We start from the raw sequence: 17,789 nt of genomic DNA on the forward strand, positions 1-17,789 counted from the left end.
CCCGAACTTCTTCCGAGCGAGGAGGCCATGCGTACACCCCGTAGGACCCCCACGGCCGGCACCGAGGCCGCGCCGCCCCCCGTGCGCGGGCGTCGCGCCCACGCCGGACCGCCCGCCGACGAGGGCCCGGACGAGCAGACAGACGCGCCGGCGGACGCGATACCCACGCGCGCGGAAGGCTGGCAGATCCGACCCCGCACCGTGCGAGCCAAGATCGTCTGTCTGCTGATGGTGCCGGTCGTCTCCCTGCTGGCCCTGTGGGCGTACGCCACCGTCAGCACCGCCCAGGACGTCTCCCGGCTGCGCCAGTTGCAACGCGTGGACACCCAGGTCCGTACCCCCGTCTCGGCCGCGGTGGCCGCCCTGCAGGCCGAGCGGGCGGCCGCCGTGCAGTACGCGACCGATCCGGCCGCCGGGCCGGACGGCGACTTCCGGAATCTCGCGGAACACACGGACGCGGCCGTCGCCAGGCTGCGCCTCGGCGACCACAGCACCGTCGCCGACGGTCAGGACCTGCCCGCCGGAGTCGCCCAGCGGCTCGAGACGTTCGTCTCCGGAGCCGAAGGGCTCCGCCCGCTGCGGACCGCCGTGCTCGACGGCAGCGCCGACTGGCAGGAGGCCTACGACCGGTACACGGCCACGATCTCGGCGGCCTTCTCGGTCGGCGGCGCGCTCTCCGGCATCCAGGACGCCGAACTCGGCTCCGACGCGCGCGTACTCCTCGAGTTCTCCCGCGCGGGCGAGGCCTTGGCCCAGGAGGACGTCGTCCTCGCGGGCGCCCGCCTGGCCGGCCGCCTCGACGGTGAGCGGCTGAGGCTGTTCACCGGCGCCGTCGACACACGCCGCACACTGACGGAGTCGGCCGTCGCCGACCTGCGGGGCCCCGAACGCACCGCCTGGCAGCGCCTCGCCACGGGCGGGGCCTACGCGGACCTGGCCGCGACCGAGGACAAGGTGCTCGCGGGCGGGCCGGGCGCGAAAGCGCTCTCGGCGGCGCCGGCAGCCACCTGGGACAAGGCCCACGCGCGCGTGCAGAACGGCATGCGGAGCATCGAGGCAGACGCGGGACGCGAAGTCGCCGACCGCGCCGACCCGTTCACCCGCGGTCTGCTCACCCCGGCCGGCGCCGCCGTCCTGTTCGGCCTCGCCGCCGTCGTCGCCTCGCTCGTCATCTCCGTGCGCATCGGCCGCGGACTCGTCGTCGAACTCGTCAGCCTCCGCAACAGCGCCCTGGAGATCGCCCGGCGCAAACTCCCCGAGGCCATGCGGAAACTGCGCTCCGGCGAAGAGATCGACATCCGTGCCGAGGCCCCGCCCGGACCGCCCTCCGAGGACGAGACCGGCCAGGTCGCCGAGGCCCTGACCACCGTGCACCGGGCCGCCCTGCGGGCCGCCGTCGAGCGTGCCGAACTCGCCAGCGGCATCTCCGGGGTGTTCGTCAACCTCGCCCGCCGCAGCCAGGTCCTAGTCCACCGCCAGCTGAGCCTCCTGGACAGCATGGAGCGCCGCTCCGACGACCCGAACGAACTCAGCGACCTCTTCCGGCTCGACCACCTCACCACCCGTATGCGGCGCCACGCCGAGAGCCTGATCATCCTCTCCGGAGCCGCCCCCGGCCGGGCCTGGCGCATGCCGGTCTCCCTGACCAACGTGGTCCGCGCCGCCGTCTCCGAGGTCGAGGACTACGCGCGCGTGGAGGTACGCCAGCTCCCCGAGGCGTCCGTCGTCGGCGCGGCCGTCGCCGACCTCACCCACCTGCTTGCGGAACTCGTCGAGAACGCCGCCCAGTTCTCGCCCCCGCACACGCGTGTGCGTGTCACCGGAGAACCCGTCGGCAACGGCTACGCCGTCGAGGTCGAGGACCGCGGACTCGGCATGGGCAAGGAGACCCTCAAGGAGGCCAACCGGCGCATCGCGCAGTCCGAGGCACTCGACCTGTTCGACAGCGACCGGCTCGGCCTGTTCGTCGTCAGCCGGCTCGCCGCCCGCCACGGCGTCAAGGTGCATCTGCGGACCTCGCCCTACGGCGGCACGACAGCGGTCGTCCTGCTGCCGACGGCCCTGCTGCACACCGGACAGCCGGAACGTTCCGCCCGTGAGACGGCGGAGGCCGTGCACTCGGCGGAACGCGAGTACGCGCGCGTGCCCGCCCCCGACCGGCATGCCGCCGAACAGGACGCCGTTCCCCCGCCTGCCGACCGGCCGGCACTGGTCGCCCCCGTCCGTGCGGCCGCCGACCCGCCACCCCCCGGAGTCACCGCCTTGCGCCTGCACCGCCCCCCGGACGACGCCGACGGATCGGACGATCTCCCGCGCCGGGTACGGCAGGCGCACCTCGCCCCCCAACTGCGCCGGCCGCTCGCCGAGGAACCGGCCCAGGAGACCGGCCCGCGCGACGACGACCGACGCACCCCCGAACTCGTACGGGACCGGATGGCCGCCTACCGGGCCGGCTGGGTACGCGGCGGCGGCAGGCAGCCCGGCCGCGGCGCCACCCCGGATCCCGCACCGGGCAGCGACAGCAGCGAAGGAGACCCCGCATGATCCAGGACCCGAGTACGAGGTCGGCCCAGCGGTCCGGCGAACTCGACTGGCTGCTGGACGACCTGGTGATGCGCGTGAGCGAGGTACGGCACGCCGTGGTGCTGTCCAACGACGGCCTCGCCGTCGGCGCCTCCAGCGACCTCAGCCGCGAGGACGCCGAACACCTCGCCGCCGTCGCTTCCGGGTTCCACAGCCTCGCCAAGGGCGCGGGCCGGCACTTCGGCGCCGGCGGCGTCCGCCAGACCATGGTGGAGATGGACGACGGCTTCCTGTTCGTGGCCGCCGCCGGCGACGGCTCCTGTCTTGCCCTCCTCACCGCCGTGACCGCCGACATCGGCCTGGTCGCGTACGAGATGGCGCGGCTGGTCAAGCGGGTCGGCGAGCACCTCTTCACCCCGCCGCGCCTCGCCGCGCGGCCACCCGCCGCCGGATGAGACGAGAGAGCGACCGGCCCAGATGACCGAGGACATGACCGGCATCCCGCACGAGGTGGGCAGCCAGTGGTACGACAACGAGGCCGGGCCCCTGGTGCGCCCGTACGCCATGACGGGCGGACGCACCAAACCCGGCCCCACCGGAGTGCGCTTCGATCTGATCGCCCTGGTCACCCTGGACCCGGGCGGGGCCGGCACCGACGGCATGGCGCTCGGGCCCGAGCACCGGATGCTCATCGGTCTGTGCCGCACGGAGACCCAGTCCGTCGCCGAACTCGCGGCGGGCGCGGACCTCCCCGTGGGCGTGGTCCGGGTCCTTCTCGGCGACCTCCTGGAACTCGGCTGCGTCACCGTCAGCCGGCCGGTCCCGCCCGCGCAGTTGCCCGACGAACGCATTCTGCGTGAGGTGATCGAGGGGTTGCGGGCCTTGTAGGCGCCGTAGCGCACATCTTCGGACCGCGAACGCACAGAGCACAGCCAGATCGGGCAGATTACGGTCGAACCCCTCGGAAAGGGGCCTCAGTTGTCATGATGCTGACTTCGCACACCTGCACCGAAGCCGTCCTCTCCCGAGAGAAGTGATCCATGGTCTCCGAGCACTCCGATGCCACGGGTGGCGAGACCGCCCCCCTGGCGTTGAAGATTCTGGTCGCCGGCGGGTTCGGCGTGGGCAAGACCACCCTGGTGGGCGCGGTGAGTGAGATCAAGCCGCTGCGTACCGAGGAACTGCTGAGCGAAGCCGGCCAGTGGGTGGACGACACCGACGGCGTCGACCAGAAGGTCACGACGACCGTCGCCATGGACTTCGGCCGGATCACCATCCGCTCCGGCCTCTCCCTGTACCTGTTCGGCACCCCGGGCCAGGACCGTTTCTGGTTCCTGTGGGACGAGTTGTCGCAGGGCGCCCTGGGCGCGGTGGTCCTGGCCGACACCCGGCGCCTGGAGGACTGCTTCCCCGCCGTCGACTACTTCGAGCACCGGCACATCCCGTTCGTCGTGGCCGTCAACTGCTTCACGGGCGCCCGGACCTACGGTTCCCAGGACGTCTCCCGCGCCCTCGACCTCGACGGGGGCACCCCCGTCGTCCTGTGCGACGCCCGGGACCGCGACTCGGGGAAGGAGGTGCTGATCCGGCTCGTCGAGTACGCCGGGCGGATGCACACCGCCCGCCTGCTCGACTCGGTGAGCTGACGCGGGGGTCGGCCCGTCACCGCCTTCCGCGTCGGCCTTCATCGCCGACGGTTCTCCCGTGCGGATGCCGTACGGGACGAACGCCCGCCACTCGTCGGTCATCTTCTGCGCCATGCCGCCGTCCTCCTTGCTCCGGCGGCCGGTCCTGGGGAAGGCTGGCGGGCGTTTCCTCCGGTGAGGAGGAGGAAATGCGGGGACATCACACGGGGCAACGTTTCACGGGGAGACGGAACATGGCGCAGAACCAGGGGCTGGGCTGGCTGCTGGACGACCTGACCGAGCGCGTCGACCACGTCCGGCACGCGCTGGTGCTGTCCAACGACGGCCTGGTGGCGGGCGCGAGTACGGGACTGCGCCGCGAGGACGCCGAACACCTCGCCGCGGTCTCGTCCGGACTGCACAGCCTGGCCAAGGGATCCGGACGCCACTTCGGCGCCGGTCAGGTACGCCAGACCATGATCGAGTTCGATGACGCGCTGTTGTTCGTCACCGCGGCCGGCTCCGGCAGCTGTCTGTGCGTGCTCAGCGGCGCGGAGGCCGACATGGGCCAGATCGCCTACGAGATGACCCTGCTCGTCAGCCGGGTCGGCGAGCACCTCACCGTCGACGCCCGGCAGCCCGAGCGAGCTCCCCTGACAGATCTCTGACCTGCACTTCTCTCGGCTCCCGCGGAGTTATCCACAGGCTCGCCACGAAATGCGCGATTCCGGCTACGGTTTTTTCCGAGGCCGGCGCGGACCGTGCGGGCCCCTGCACTCCACTTTCACTCCACGGGGGAGACCGATCATGTCCGGAAACATCGCCGTGCCACAGCACACCCCGTCCTGCTCCGCGAGCCGCGCGGCTCGGGAACTGGCCCTGAAGCGCAGTGAGTTCGACCTCGCCGTGCACCTGGGCCGCATCAGGACCGTGCCCGACGAAGGCGGAGGGGGACGCCGGGTACCCCGCGAGGAGATCGACCGGCTGCTCGGCTCGGTGGAGGAGCTGCGCGAGGACGTCCGGGTCGTGGGCACGGGCGAGGCCGCCGTCCTCATGCACGTACCGGCCTCCCGGTTCACCCGCCTGGCACGACTGGGGCTGGTGGTGCCCGTGAGATTCTACCTCAATCGCTACAGGGCCGTGGTGTGGCTCTATCTCGCCGACGAGCTGGAGCAGTTCGCCGCCGACGAGAACAATGCGCCGCTGCTCACGGGCCGGATGCCCGAGAGGATGCGCGCCCAGGTGGCCGCGGGCCTGGACCTGCGGGCCCGGAACTGGCGGGGCCGCCACCTCGGCTTCCTGCTCCGGCAGGCCGACGGCCCCTGGCAACGCGCGGGAGCCCTGGCCGGCTTCCTCGACCCCCTCCAGATCGCGGAGCTCGTCGAGGACCCCTACGAACGCTCCCACGTGAACAGGTTCCGTCCCGGGCCGCCCACCCACGGCACGCCCGGCAGCCCGGCCACGCACCTCGCCGAGAAGCTCATGACGGCGGACGACCCCGACGAGATCGGCTGGCTGAGGTCCGACCTGGTGCGCACCTTGGAAGAGGCCCGCGCGCACGAGCCCGCGCCACGCCCCACCAACACGCCGCCGACCCCGCAGGTCTCCCGGACCCTGCTGCTCCCGTCGGCCCCCGACGTCCAGCCGACCCAGGCTCCGCCCCCGGCGCTGGAACCTGAGACGCCACAGCGGCCCCGACGCTCGCCACGCGGTCTGCTGAGCCGGCTGTGCCGCAGAAGCTCCTGACACCCGGGCTCTACAGCGCCCGGAACAGTCCCTCCTGGACGACCGACACCAGCAGACGACCGTGCAGGTCGTAGATCCGCCCGCGGGCCAGACCCCGTCCACCGGTCGCGATCGGTGACTCCTGGTCGTAGAGGAACCACTCGTCCGCGCGGAACGGCCGGTGGAACCACATCGCGTGGTCCAGCGACGCCATGTCGAAGTTCCGCGGGCCCCACAGGGGTTCCACCGGCAGGCGGACGGCGTCCAGGAGGGTCATGTCGCTGGCGTACGTCAGCGCGCAGGTGTGCACGAGCGGATCGTCGCCCAGCGGCCCGACCGCGCGCATCCACACCGCGCTGCGCGGCTCGGCGTCCTTGATCTCCTCCGCGCTCCAGCGCAGCCGGTCGGCGTACCGGATGTCGAAGGGCTGGCGGCGCGCCATCCGCTCCAACTGCTCGGGCAGCGCGCCCAGATGTTCCCGGATCTCCTCCGTCACCGTCGGCAGGGTCTCCGGGTCCGGGACCTCGCGGGCCGGCGGCAGCTGGTGCTCGAAGGGACCTTCCTCAGGCTTGTGAAAGGAGGCGGTGAGATTGAAGATCGTGCGGCCCTGCTGCACGGCGGTGACCCGGCGGGTCGTGAACGACCGCCCGTCCCGCACCCGTTCGACCTGGTACACGATCGGCACGCCCGGACGTCCCGGGCGCAGGAAGTACGCGTGCAGCGAGTGCACGGGCCGGTCACCGTCGGTGGTCCGGCCGGCCGCGACCAACGCCTGGCCAGCCACCTGGCCGCCGAAGACCCTCTGCAGGGACTCCTGCGGGCTGCGGCCGCGGAAGATGTTGACCTCGATCTGCTCGAGGTCGAGCAGGTCGACGAGTCTCTCGGCGGGGTTCGTCATCGGTGCGCTTCTCCTGTGCCTCGCGCTGTTGTCACAGTTGGCCGACGTCCGTGACACGGACGACCGCGCGGCCCTCCGCGTCGGACGCCGTGAGGTCGATCTCCGCGCTGATGCCCCAGTCGTGGTCGTCGTTGGGATCGTCGAAGATCTGGCGGACCCGCCACAGAGCGTTCTGCGGCTCCTCCTGGATCACCAGCAGCTTGGGGCCGCGCGCGTCCGGGCCGGTGCCCAGGTCGTCGTACTCGTCCCAGTACTTGTCCATCGCCTCGCCCCACGCGTCGGCGTCCCAGCCGGACTCGGCGTCCAGCTCGCCCAGCTCCTCGACCTGGTCGAGAGCCGCCAGCTCGACCCGCCGGAACATCGCGTTGCGGACCAGGACCCGGAAGGCGCGCGCGTTGGCGGTGACCGGCTTGACCTCGTCGGCCTTCTCCTGGGCCTCCTCGGCGGTCATCTCCTCCGGGTTCGCCAGCTGCTCCCACTCGTCCAGCAGGCTGGAGTCGACCTGGCGCACCATCTCGCCCAGCCACTCGATCAGATCCTGCAGATCCTCGGACTTCAGATCGTCCGGAACGGTGTGGTCGAGAGCCTTGTAGGCGCTGGCCAGGTAGCGCAGCACGATGCCCTCGGTACGCGCCAGCTCGTAGTGGGACACCAGCTCCGTGAAGGACTGCGCCCGCTCGTACATGTCACGGATGACCGACTTCGGCGACAACGGGTGGTCGCCGACCCACGGATGGCTCTTGCGGTACGTGTTGTAGGCGTGGAAGAGCAGCTCCTCCAGGGGCTTCGGGTAGGTGATGTCCTGGAGCCGCGCCATGCGCTCCTCGTACTCGACACCGTCCGCCTTCATCGCGGCCACGGCCTCGCCGCGCGCCTTGTTCTGCTGGGCGGCCAGGATCTGCCGCGGGTCGTCCAGCGTGGACTCGACGACGGAGACCATGTCCAGCGCGTACGACGGCGACTCGGGGTCGAGCAGTTCGAACGCGGCCAGCGCGAACGTGGACAGCGGCTGGTTCAGCGCGAAGTCCTGCTGCAGGTCCACGGTGAGGCGGACGATCCGGCCGGTGGCGTCCGGCTCGTCCAGCTTCTCGACGATCCCGCCGTCCAGCAGCGAACGGTAGATCGCGATCGCCCGCCGGATGTGGCGCAGCTGCTGCCGGCGCGGCTCGTGGTTGTCCTCCAGCAGATGACGCATCGCCTCGAAGGCGTTGCCGGGGCGGGCGATCACCGACAGCAGCATCGTGTGCGTCACCCGGAACCGGGACGTCAGCGGCTCCGGCTCCGACTCGATCAGCTTCTCGAAGGTGTTCTCCGTCCAGCCGACGAAGCCCTCCGGAGCCTTCTTGCGCACCACCTTGCGGCGCTTCTTCGGGTCGTCGCCCGCCTTGGCGAGCGCCTTCTCGTTCTCGATGACGTGCTCGGGCGCCTGCGCGACCACGAAACCCGCCGTGTCGAAGCCGGCCCGCCCGGCCCGGCCCGCGATCTGGTGGAACTCACGGGCCCGCAGCGTGCGCACACGGTTGCCGTCGTACTTCGTCAGCGCCGTGAACAGCACCGTGCGGATGGGCACGTTGACACCGACGCCGAGCGTGTCCGTACCGCAGATCACCTTCAGCAGACCGGCCTGGGCGAGCTTCTCCACCAGGCGCCGGTACTTGGGCAGCATGCCGGCGTGGTGGACGCCGATGCCGTGCCGCACGTAGCGGGAGAGGTTGCGGCCGAACTTGGTGGTGAAGCGGAAATTGCCGATCAGCTCGGCGATCTGCTCCTTCTCCTCCTTCGAGCACATGTTGATGCTCATCAGCGCCTGCGCCCGCTCCACCGCCTGTGCCTGCGTGAAGTGCACGATGTAGACGGGTGCCTGCTTCGTCTCCAGCAGGTCGGTGAGCGTCTCCGTCAGCGGGGTGTACCGGTACTCGTAGGACAGCGGCACGGGCCGGGTCGCCGAGCGGACCACGGCGGTGGGGCGGCCGGTGCGCCGGGTGAGGTCCTTCTCGAAGAAGGACACGTCGCCGAGGGTCGCCGACATGAGGACGAACTGCGCCTGCGGCAGCTCCAGGATGGGGATCTGCCAGGCCCAGCCGCGGTCGCCCTCGGCGTAGAAGTGGAACTCGTCCATGACGACCTGGCCGACGTCGGCGTGCTTGCCGTCGCGCAGCGCGATCGAGGCGAGGACCTCGGCGGTGCAGCAGATGACCGGGGCGTCGGAGTTGACGGACGCGTCGCCGGTCAGCATGCCCACGTTCTCCGTGCCGAAGATCTTGCACAGCTCGAAGAACTTCTCCGACACCAGGGCCTTGATCGGGGCCGTGTAGAAGGTGACCTCGTCCCGGGCGAGGGCCGCGAAGTGCGCGGCCGCGGCGATCATGCTCTTGCCGGAGCCGGTCGGCGTCGACACGATCACGTTCGCCCCGGAGACCACCTCGATCAGCGCCTCCTCCTGGTGGGGGTAGAGCGACAGACCGCGCTCCTGAGCCCAGGACTCGAAGGCTTCGTACAGGGCATCGGGATCTGCGGTCGGTGGCAACTGATCGATGAGGGTCACGACCCCATCTTGCCTGCCCGCGCGTCGGATGGGGGAATCGGCTGCCGGCCCGAAGATCACGGCAGCTACGCTGTGTCGCCGACGGAGCGTCATCGCACCCGGTCAACTGGACAGCGGCACACGAGGAATAGGGCGGGCAACGGCCATGATGGGACCAGCACACTCACTGTCGGGCGCCGCAGCCTGGCTCGGCGTCGGCGCGGCGGCCGCCGCGGCCGGGCACACCATGCCCTGGCCGGTCCTCCTGTCCGGCGCGCTGATCTGTGCCGGTGCGGCGCTCGCACCGGATCTCGACCACAAGGCCGCCACCATCTCCCGCGCCTTCGGTCCCGTCTCGCGCTGGCTGTGCGAGATCGTCGACAAGCTCTCCTACGCCGTCTACAAGTCCACCAGGAAGCAGGGCGACCCGCGCCGCTCCGGCGGGCACCGCACGCTCACGCACACCTGGCTGTGGGCGGTCATGATCGGCGGGGGAGCCTCGGCGCTGGCGATCGTCGGTGGCCGCTGGGCGGTGCTGGCGCTCCTCTTCGTGCACATGGTGCTGGCGATCGAGGGCCTGCTGTGGCGGGCGGCGAGGGGCTCCAGCAGCGATGTGCTGGTGTGGCTGCTCGCCGCGACCAGCTCGTGGATCCTCGCCGGTGTCCTGGACAAGCCCGGCAACGGCGCGGACTGGCTGTTCTCGGACCCGGGTCAGGAGTACCTGTGGCTGGGGCTGCCGATCCTGCTGGGCGCCCTGGTGCACGACATCGGGGACGCGCTGACCGTCTCGGGCTGCCCGGTGCTGTGGCCCATCCCGATCGGGCGCAAGCGCTGGTATCCGCTGGGTCCGCCCAAGGCGATGCGGTTCCGGGCGGGCAGCTGGGTCGAGCTGAGGGTGCTGATGCCGGTGTTCATGGTGCTCGGCGGAGTGGGGGCCGCGGCCGCGCTCAACGTCATCTGAGGCAGCCCCTCGGCGGGGGTGACGGCTCAGCCGGCTCCGCCCTCGCCGTAGCGGCGCTCGAAGCGGGCGATGCGGCCCTCCGTGTCCACCGTGCGGGCCTTGCCGGTGTAGAAGGGGTGGCTCTCCGAGGAGATCTCCACGTCCACCACGGGGTACGTCTCGCCGTCGTCCCACTCGATCGTCTGGTCGCTCGTGGCGGTGGACCGGGTGAGGAAGGCGTATCCGGCGGCGCGGTCGCGGAAGACGACGGGGCGGTAGTCCGGGCGGTTGTCCTGCTGCATGGGTGCTCCTTGCTCTCGTGCGGTGAGCTCTCGTGCGGTGGCCACGGAACAGACGTGGACGGCTCAGCCGGACAGGGTGTCCTCGTCGACGACGTGCATCGCGGCCTCCTCCGCGGAGGCGCCCGCGCCGTCGATGCCCACGTCGGTGGCGACCAGGGCGCTCTCCTCGTCCTCGTGGGCCCCCTCGTCCGGTGCCACGAGCCGGCCGGACCGGGCCGCGCCGACCTCGTTGTCGAGGAGTTCCCCGTCGGTGCCGTCGCAGTCGCCGAGGCCGTCCCCGTCGGGCACGGCGAGGTCGGGCAGCTCCTCCGCGAGCCGCTGGTCCAGGGTCTCGCCCTGCCGACGCTCCGCGGCCGTCACCCCGGTGTGCTCCACGGCCCAGGGCCGCTCCGGAGGGGACCAGCCGCGATCGAGGGGATCCGCGACGCCGTCGTCCACGAGTGTGTCCTCCGCGTCGAGCAGTCCCGTGTCCTCCTGGATGTCGGAGGAGTCGGGCTGGTAGACGTCGTCCCCCCATCCGTCGGCGCTGTTCACGGGTACCTCCAGGGGGTGACGGGCCCGTTCTCACCGCGGTCGGCGGTGAGGCACCGCCGCACGGGGCACCGGCAGGGCCCGGCGTGCGCCGGACGGATCCGGGCCGTTTCCCGCGCGGGTGCCGGTATCCAGCGTTCCATCCCGCTTCGGCACCGCGCAACGCCAAAGCGGGTACGGAAACGGGAGCGGGACGCCGGGGCCGCGCCACCGAGCGGCGTACCTGCGACGCCCTACGGGCTCACCCCACGCGGGCCGGTGCCCCCACCGGCCTGGGCTCCCGAGGGGACACGCCCGCCCGGACCTGTCCCCGACGCCCCTGGCGCCCCCGATGAGAGCCCCTCACCCGTGCCACGACCGCCACAGCGCCGCGTACGCTCCGTCCGCCGCGACCAACTCCGTGTGGCTGCCCAGCTCACTGATGCGGCCGTTCTCGACGACGGCGATGACGTCGGCGTCATGGGCGGTGTGCAGCCGGTGGGCGATGGCGACGACGGTGCGGCCGTCCAGGACGCGGGCGAGGGACCGCTCCAGGTGCCGGGCGGCACGCGGGTCGAGCAGCGAGGTCGCCTCGTCCAGGACCAGGGTGTGCGGATCGGCCAGCACCAGCCGGGCCAGCGCGATCTGCTGGGCCTGCGCCGGAGTGAGCCCGACGCCGCCCGAGCCGACCTCGGTGTCCAGCCCGTCGTCGAGTGCCCGGGCCCAGCCGTCCGCGTCGACCGCGCCCAGCGCCGCCCACAGCTCGGCGTCCTCGGCGCCGGTCCGGGCGAGCCGCAGGTTGTCGCGCAGGGAGCCGACGAAGACGTGGTGCTCCTGGTTGACGAGCGCCACGTGGGAGCGGACCCGCTCGGCGGTCATCCGGGACAGTTCGGCGCCGCCGAGACTGATCCGGCCGTCGCGCGGCGCGTAGATGCCGGCGAGCAGGCGGCCCAGCGTGGACTTGCCCGCGCCCGACGGGCCGACCAGGGCCAGCCGGGTGCCGGGAGCCACCTCCAGGGACACCTTGCGCAGCACGTCGACACCCTCGCGGTAGCCGAAGTGGACCCGCTCGGCGAGCACGTCCCGCCCGTCCGGCGCCAGCCCGGTGTCCCCGGCGTCCGGCTCGATGTCCCGCACCCCGACGAGACGGGCCAACGACACCTGCGCGACCTGCAGCTCGTCGTACCAGCGCAGGATCAGGTTCACCGGGTCGACGAGCATCTGGGCCAGCAGCGCGCCGGTCGTCAGCTGGCCGACTCCGATCCAGCCCCGCAGGACGAACACCCCGCCGAGCACGAGGACCGAGCCGAGCACGGTGACGTGCACCAGGTTGATGACCGGGAACAGCACCGACCTCAGCCACAGGGTGTAGCGCTCCCAGGCGGTCCACTGCCGGATCCGCAGCTTCGACAGTTCGATGCGGCGCTCGCCGAGGCGATGGGCCTCGACGGTGCGCCCGGCGTCCACCGTCTCGGCGAGGACGGCGGCCACGGCGGCGTACCCGGCGGCCTCAGAGCGGTAGCCGGACGGCGCCCGCTTGAAGTACCAGCGGCAGCCGGCCACCAGCAGCGGCACGGCGACCAGGACGGCCGGTGCGAGTGGCGGCGCCATGACGACGAGGCCGCCGAGCAGCAGCCCGGCCCACATCACGCCGATCGTCAGCTGGGGCACGGCCTCGCGCATCGCGTTGGCCAGCCGGTCGATGTCCGTGGTGATGCGCGACAGCAGGTCGCCGGTGCCCGCCCGCTCCAGCACGCCCGGCGGCAGCCGCACCGACCGTACGAGGAAGTCCTCGCGCAGATCGGCCAGCATGCGCTCGCCGAGCATCGCGCCGCGCAGCCGCACCTGCCGGACGAAGGCGGCCTGGACGACCAGGGCGACCACGAACAGCGTGGCGATGAGTCCCAGATGGAGCTCGCGGGCACCGTCGGAGAGCCGTTCCACCAGGTCGCCGAGGAGCCATGGACCCACCATCGACGCGACCGTGGCGATGGTGTTGACGAGCAGCAGGAGCAGGAAGGCCCGGCGGTGCCGGCGCAGCAGTTCGGCCACATAGGCGCGTACGGTCGCGGGGGCGCCGACGGGCAGCGTGTTCGCCGTCGTCGGTGCCGCCGGGTCGTACGCGGGTGGCGGCACGCCGATCATGCGGTCTCCTCGATCTCTTCCAGTTCGTTCAGCTTGTTCGCGCCGAGTTCCGTCAGCCCGTCGCCCAGGGAGGCCGCTCGCGTCAGCGCCTCCTCCTCGTCGGTCTCGCGGGTGACCACGGCCCGGTACCGGGGCTCGGTGTGCAGCAGTTCCCGGTGCTCACCGACCGCGGCGACCTCGCCCTCGTGCACGAGGACCACCCGGTCGGCCCGGTCGAGCAGCAGCGGGGAGGAGGTGAACACCACCGTCGTGCGGCCGGCCCGCAGCTCCCGCAGCCCGTCGGCGATCCGTGCCTCGGTGTGCGAGTCGACGGCGGAGGTGGGCTCGTCCAGGACGAGGACCTCCGGGTCCGTGAGCAGCGATCGGGCCAGGGCGAGCCGCTGCCGCTGGCCGCCGGACAGGGATCGGCCGCGTTCGGTGATCCGGGCGTCCATCGGGTCGTCGGCGTCCAGGGAGCCCTGCACGAGGGCCTCCAGCACGTCCCCGCACTGGGCGGCGGCCAACGCCGCCTGCGCGCCGACGGCACCGGACGCGGGCACGTCGAGCAGCTCGCGCAGCGAACCGGACAGCAGCACCGGGTCCTTGTCCTGGACGAGGACGGCCGTGCGTGCGGTGTCCAGCGGGAGTTCGTCCAGCGGGACACCGCCGAGCAGTACCGACGGGCCGCCCTCCGGCGGATGTCCGCCCAGCCGTTCCGCGAGCCGTCCGGCCGCGTCCGGGTCGCCGCACACCACCGCCGTGAGCCGGGCGGCCGGGGCCAGCAGTCCGGTCGCCGGGTCGTACAGGTCGCCCGAGGGAAGGTCCGCCGCGCGTGATCCGCCGATGTCTGTGACCCGTTCCAGCGACAGCACGCCGGCGGCGCGTTTGGCGGACGGGCGTGAGAAGGAGTAGGCCATCGCGATCTCCTCGAAGTGCCTGAGGGGATACGCCAGGACCATGACGGAGCTGTAGACCGTGACCAGTTCACCGACGGAGATCCTGCCCTCGCGGACCAGATGGACGCCGTAGCAGACGACCACGATCAGCAGCAGGCCGGGCAGCAGCACCTGGATGGCGCTGATCAGGGACCACATGCGGGCGCTGCGGACGGCCGCGTGCCGGACCTCCTGGGAGGCGCGGCGGTAGCGGTCGAGGAAGAGTTCCTCGCCGCCGATGCCGCGCAGCACGCGCAGGCCTGCCACGGTGTCGGAGGCGAGTTCGGTGGCGCGCCCCGCCTTCTCGCGCTGGAAGTCGGCCCGGCGCGTCGCGTGGGGCAGCAGCGGCAGCACCGCGAGGGCGAGGACGGGCAGACCCACGGCGACCACGATGCCCAGGGCCGGCTGGTAGACGACCAGGCCGACGCAGACCAGCAGGACCGTCAGGGCCGCCGCGGTGAAGCGGGACACGGCCTCCACGAACCAGCCGATCTTCTCGACGTCACCGGTGGACACGGCCACGACCTCGCCGGCCGCGACCCGCCGGGTCAGCGCCGATCCCAGCCGCGAGGCCTGACGGGCGAGCAGCTGCTGGACGCGCGCGGCGGCGGTGATCCAGTTGGTGACGGCGGTCCGGTGCAGGAAGGTGTCCCCGATCGCGGTGGCCGCACCGCACAGGGCCATCAGGCCGCCGGTCAGGGCGAGCCGGGTTCCGGAACGGTCGACCACGGCCTCGATGGCCAGGCCGACGCAGAACGGCTGTGCCGAGACGGCGACGAAGTGCAGCAGGCCCCAGGCCAGGGCCTTCAGCTGGCCGCCCAGTTGCTTGCGGCCGAGCCACCACAGGAAGCGAGGCCCCGAGCGCGCGTCCGGCACGCCGGGGTCGGGATACGGAAGGTCTTGGATCTGCATGACGTCCCAGTGGCTCGTGTCAGAGGTGAGGGGGGAGAGGCGGGTGAACGTACGAGAAGGACCCGCGAGGCGCGGCAACAAACCGTGAAAGGTTCGCGTCACTGCGTGGTCGGAATCAACTGGTTTTCCGCCGCGGGCACAGCGATCCGGCAACTCGCCGACACGGCACGGATGTCCGCAACCTGACGTAAATGCCCGAAAAGCGATGCGAGCATGGGTGAATGCGACATGGCGGTGTGTGGTCCAAGGGGTCCGCGACGGTGGCCGGAGCCCTCCTTCTCGCGGCACTGTCCGCGTGCGTCGGCGCGGGCGCGGGCCACGGCGGCGGCAGGGCGGGGGCCGAAGGCGGGGGCGGAGTCGCGGCGTCGGGCACACCCGCGCCGGACAAGGCGGCGTCGAGTGCGCCCGCGCCGACCCGGATTCCGGACATCGGTGACCGGATGCACCGGCGCATTCCGGCCTCTTCCCGCCAGGTCGTGGCGGTGTACGGCGAAGGAAAGGACTCCGCGAAGGCCATCGCCGTGCTGTACGTCAAGCGTGGCCGCGTCTGGGAGCGCGTCAGCAGCTGGCCCGCCCACAACGGCAAGAAGGGCTGGACCGCCGACCATCGCCTCGGGGACAACCGCAGCCCCGTCGGGGTGTTCACACTCACCGCCGCGGGCGGCGTCCTGGACGACCCGGGGACCCGGCTGCCGTACACCCAGTCGGAGGACTACACGGCGCCGCGCTGGTGGGACCGGTCGCACTGGCACGACTTCGACTACGTCATCGCCATCGACTACAACCGCGTCCCGGGCACCCCGCCCGACGACGGGGAGCAGCCGCTCGGCGCGGAGAAGGGTGGCGGGATCTGGATGCATCTGGACCACGGCAACGGGACGTCCGCCTGCGTCAGCCTGTCCAAGGCGGCGATGGAGTTCCTGCTGCTCACGCTCGACCCGGATCAGTATCCCGTGGTGGTGATGGGGGACAGGGCCGCGTTGAAGGCGTAGCGCCGACGGGGGAGGCGTCATTGCGGGGAGCGGCCGACTCCCCGTAGAACACCGGCCATGAAGAGACGGATCATCATGTCCATGCTCACTGGGGCGACCCTCCTGATGAGCACACTCCTGGGGGCGGCTCCGGCCCGATCGGCGGATGTCCCGGCCGAGTTCGGCACCGACTGGCACGACCCGGTGACGGCGGCGCCGCCCGTGGACAAGCCTTCCGGCAAGTCCTGCGAGGTCACCGTCGCCGAGGCGCAGTTCCGGGACTTCACTCCCTACCGGGGGACCTACACCCCGCCCGAGGGCTGCGGCGACCGCTGGAGCAAGGTCGTGCTGCGCCTCGACGGCAAGGTGAGGGGACGTCAGTTCGACCGCCTCGGCCATCTGCACGTCGGAGGCGTCGAGATCTTCCGTACCTCGACGCCGGAACCCTCGCCCGACGGCATCGAGTGGTCCGTGGAGAAGGACGTCACCCGGTACAGCGACACCTTCCGCGGCAGCCAGGACGTCGAGATGCTCATCGGGAACGTCGTCGACGACACCTACACGGGCGTGATCGACGTCAAGGTCACCCTGACCTTCTACGCCGGGAAGCCGGCCGCGACCCCCGACCGCGTCCTCACCCTGACCGACGGCGCGACCCTCACCACCCCCCGCAACAGCGAACGCGTCGTAGCCGAGGTGTACGCCACCGGCTCCGGCGGAGGCTGCGAGGAGTACTGGTACCTGACCGTGCCCGACGAGGCGCCCTACTCCTGTCACGCGGACGACGGCCCGTACCGCGAGGTGCAGGTCAGGGTCGACGGCCAACTGGCCGGTATCGCCACCCCCTTCCCGACCGTGTGGACCGGCGGCTGGTCCAACCCCTTCCTCTGGTACGTGATCCCCGGCCCCCGCGCCTTCGACATCAAGCCGATCGAATACGACCTGACCCCCTTCGCCGGAATCCTCAACGACGGGCGCCCGCACCGCGTGGAGGTGTCGGTCGTCGGTGTGCCCGAGGGGCAGAGCGGCTGGAGCACACCGGTCAACGTGCTGGTCTGGCAGGACGCCGGCCGGGCCGTCGTGCCCGGGAAGCTGCTCAGGAGCGGCGCGGGTGACCTCACGAACTCCACCGCCTACACGCCCGGTACGGAGCACCGCCTCGACACCGAGGGCGGGCACCGGCTGACCGTCGCCGGGTACCTCGACACCTCGCACGGCCGCGTGACCACCACCGTCACCCGCACCCTCGCCCACGCCTCCACGCACCGCTGGACCGACGGCGAGAGCGTGGACGGCCTCGACGCCACCTGGACGGACGACGAGAGGATCACGGTCGACGGCCGCGGACGGGCCGTCACCACCCGGGCGCAGCGCACCTACACGATGAACGGCACGACCACCCTCGGCGCGGACGACCGGCTGCGCAGCGCACTGACGCTCGGCGACCGGGCCGACGCCGTGACGACCCGGAACGGCCGACGCACGTCGTGGTCACGGCTCGACGACACCTACACGGGTGATGCCACGTACACCGTGGGCGTGCCCCGCGACCAGCGCCACGCGGTCGGTACGACGAGCGAGCGCTACCGGCTCCTCGGCCCGGACGGCTGCCACGACCGCCGACTGACGACGGTTCAGGGGGTGTTGACCGAGGATCGCAGCGACTGCTGAGCCGGTAGGCGTGCGATGCGTCACTCGTGGCGGGATTTACACGGCGGAAACGCGGCGCTCTTGTGCGCGATCAACGGCACCTTCAAAGTGATCGCCACGGAAGCCGCTTTCCGCATCGCAGAAGTCCAG

15 protein-coding genes are annotated in these 17,789 nt (G+C 71.8%); 9 read left to right on the top strand and 6 right to left on the bottom strand.

What is annotated here, in order from left to right:
- Window positions 1-27: 27 nt before the first annotated feature.
- From ACIRF9_RS26235 to ACIRF9_RS26260, 6 genes are all read left to right on the top strand, one after another.
- Window positions 28-2,544, top strand: a complete 2,517-nt coding sequence (locus tag ACIRF9_RS26235) for a nitrate- and nitrite sensing domain-containing protein (protein ID WP_403826937.1) — start codon at window positions 28-30, stop codon at window positions 2,542-2,544.
- A complete protein-coding gene (locus ACIRF9_RS26240; protein WP_403826940.1) occupies window positions 2,541-2,978 on the top strand; it encodes a roadblock/LC7 domain-containing protein in 438 nt (145 codons plus the stop codon). Before ACIRF9_RS26235 ends, ACIRF9_RS26240 begins: the two co-directional genes overlap by 4 nt.
- 22 nt (window positions 2,979-3,000) lie before the next feature.
- Window positions 3,001-3,411, top strand: a complete 411-nt coding sequence (locus ACIRF9_RS26245) for a DUF742 domain-containing protein (RefSeq protein ID WP_403826943.1) — start codon at window positions 3,001-3,003, stop codon at window positions 3,409-3,411.
- Window positions 3,412-3,563: 152 nt separating this feature from the next.
- A complete protein-coding gene (locus ACIRF9_RS26250; protein WP_403826946.1) occupies window positions 3,564-4,169 on the top strand; it encodes a GTP-binding protein in 606 nt (201 codons plus the stop codon).
- A gap of 233 nt (window positions 4,170-4,402) precedes the next feature.
- The gene (locus tag ACIRF9_RS26255) at window positions 4,403-4,816 is read left to right on the top strand and encodes a roadblock/LC7 domain-containing protein (RefSeq protein ID WP_403826949.1); all 414 of its coding nucleotides are present in this window, start codon (window positions 4,403-4,405) and stop codon (window positions 4,814-4,816) included.
- Window positions 4,817-4,955: 139 nt separating this feature from the next.
- Window positions 4,956-5,894 (top strand): DUF6397 family protein, encoded by a 939-nt coding sequence (locus tag ACIRF9_RS26260; protein WP_403826952.1) that lies wholly within the window; start codon window positions 4,956-4,958, stop codon window positions 5,892-5,894.
- 10 nt (window positions 5,895-5,904) lie between these two features.
- Here the strand turns inward: ACIRF9_RS26260 and ACIRF9_RS26265 are convergent, their stop codons facing one another.
- On the bottom strand, window positions 5,905-6,771 hold the full coding sequence (locus ACIRF9_RS26265; RefSeq protein ID WP_403826955.1) for an acyl-CoA thioesterase: 867 nt from the start codon (window positions 6,769-6,771) through the stop codon (window positions 5,905-5,907).
- Between the two features lie 31 nt (window positions 6,772-6,802).
- On the bottom strand, window positions 6,803-9,316 hold the full coding sequence (locus tag ACIRF9_RS26270; RefSeq protein WP_403826957.1) for a DEAD/DEAH box helicase: 2,514 nt from the start codon (window positions 9,314-9,316) through the stop codon (window positions 6,803-6,805).
- Window positions 9,317-9,461: 145 nt separating this feature from the next.
- Between ACIRF9_RS26270 and ACIRF9_RS26275 the strand changes: the two genes are divergently transcribed.
- Window positions 9,462-10,256: a metal-dependent hydrolase gene (locus ACIRF9_RS26275; RefSeq protein WP_403826960.1), complete on the top strand. Its 795-nt coding sequence runs from the start codon at window positions 9,462-9,464 to the stop codon at window positions 10,254-10,256.
- A gap of 26 nt (window positions 10,257-10,282) precedes the next feature.
- Here ACIRF9_RS26275 and ACIRF9_RS26280 read toward each other — a convergent pair whose 3' ends face one another.
- The 4 genes from ACIRF9_RS26280 to ACIRF9_RS26295 all read right to left on the bottom strand — a co-directional run bounded on the left by ACIRF9_RS26280 (window position 10,283) and on the right by ACIRF9_RS26295 (window position 15,018).
- A complete protein-coding gene (locus ACIRF9_RS26280; RefSeq protein ID WP_403826963.1) occupies window positions 10,283-10,537 on the bottom strand; it encodes a type B 50S ribosomal protein L31 in 255 nt (84 codons plus the stop codon).
- Between the two features lie 63 nt (window positions 10,538-10,600).
- Window positions 10,601-11,071, bottom strand: coding sequence for a DUF5709 domain-containing protein (locus ACIRF9_RS26285; RefSeq protein ID WP_403826966.1), 471 nt, complete (start codon window positions 11,069-11,071; stop codon window positions 10,601-10,603).
- Between the two features lie 339 nt (window positions 11,072-11,410).
- A complete protein-coding gene (locus ACIRF9_RS26290) occupies window positions 11,411-13,192 on the bottom strand; it encodes an ABC transporter ATP-binding protein (RefSeq protein ID WP_403826968.1) in 1,782 nt (593 codons plus the stop codon).
- A complete protein-coding gene (locus ACIRF9_RS26295; protein WP_403826970.1) occupies window positions 13,189-15,018 on the bottom strand; it encodes an ABC transporter transmembrane domain-containing protein in 1,830 nt (609 codons plus the stop codon). The genes ACIRF9_RS26290 and ACIRF9_RS26295 overlap by 4 nt, the downstream gene beginning before the upstream one ends.
- Before the next feature lie 221 nt (window positions 15,019-15,239).
- Between ACIRF9_RS26295 and ACIRF9_RS26300 the strand changes: the two genes are divergently transcribed.
- Window positions 15,240-16,010, top strand: coding sequence for a L,D-transpeptidase family protein (locus tag ACIRF9_RS26300; RefSeq protein ID WP_403826972.1), 771 nt, complete (start codon window positions 15,240-15,242; stop codon window positions 16,008-16,010).
- Between the two features lie 57 nt (window positions 16,011-16,067).
- Entirely contained in the window at window positions 16,068-17,660 is a 1,593-nt protein-coding gene (locus ACIRF9_RS26305; protein ID WP_403826974.1) for a peptide-N4-asparagine amidase, read from the top strand.
- The last annotated feature ends 129 nt before the right edge of the window (window positions 17,661-17,789 follow it).

It is taken from the genome of Streptomyces sp. NPDC096132, assembly GCF_044763345.1.
In the GTDB taxonomy this organism is placed as follows: Bacteria; Actinomycetota; Actinomycetes; order Streptomycetales; family Streptomycetaceae; genus Streptomyces.

Coding starts and splice junctions, on each gene's coding strand:
- ACIRF9_RS26240 (WP_403826940.1), top strand. CDS start 2,541: ATGATCCAGGACCCGAGTACGAGGTCGGCCCAGCGGTCCGGCGAACTC.
- ACIRF9_RS26260 (WP_403826952.1), top strand. CDS start 4,956: ATGTCCGGAAACATCGCCGTGCCACAGCACACCCCGTCCTGCTCCGCG.
- ACIRF9_RS26280 (WP_403826963.1), bottom strand. CDS start 10,537: ATGCAGCAGGACAACCGCCCGGACTACCGCCCCGTCGTCTTCCGCGAC.
- ACIRF9_RS26265 (WP_403826955.1), bottom strand. CDS start 6,771: ATGACGAACCCCGCCGAGAGACTCGTCGACCTGCTCGACCTCGAGCAG.
- ACIRF9_RS26275 (WP_403826960.1), top strand. CDS start 9,462: ATGATGGGACCAGCACACTCACTGTCGGGCGCCGCAGCCTGGCTCGGC.
- ACIRF9_RS26305 (WP_403826974.1), top strand. CDS start 16,068: ATGAAGAGACGGATCATCATGTCCATGCTCACTGGGGCGACCCTCCTG.
- ACIRF9_RS26290 (WP_403826968.1), bottom strand. CDS start 13,192: ATGATCGGCGTGCCGCCACCCGCGTACGACCCGGCGGCACCGACGACG.
- ACIRF9_RS26235 (WP_403826937.1), top strand. CDS start 28: ATGCGTACACCCCGTAGGACCCCCACGGCCGGCACCGAGGCCGCGCCG.
- ACIRF9_RS26245 (WP_403826943.1), top strand. CDS start 3,001: ATGACCGAGGACATGACCGGCATCCCGCACGAGGTGGGCAGCCAGTGG.
- ACIRF9_RS26295 (WP_403826970.1), bottom strand. CDS start 15,018: ATGCAGATCCAAGACCTTCCGTATCCCGACCCCGGCGTGCCGGACGCG.
- ACIRF9_RS26300 (WP_403826972.1), top strand. CDS start 15,240: ATGCGACATGGCGGTGTGTGGTCCAAGGGGTCCGCGACGGTGGCCGGA.
- ACIRF9_RS26255 (WP_403826949.1), top strand. CDS start 4,403: ATGGCGCAGAACCAGGGGCTGGGCTGGCTGCTGGACGACCTGACCGAG.
- ACIRF9_RS26250 (WP_403826946.1), top strand. CDS start 3,564: ATGGTCTCCGAGCACTCCGATGCCACGGGTGGCGAGACCGCCCCCCTG.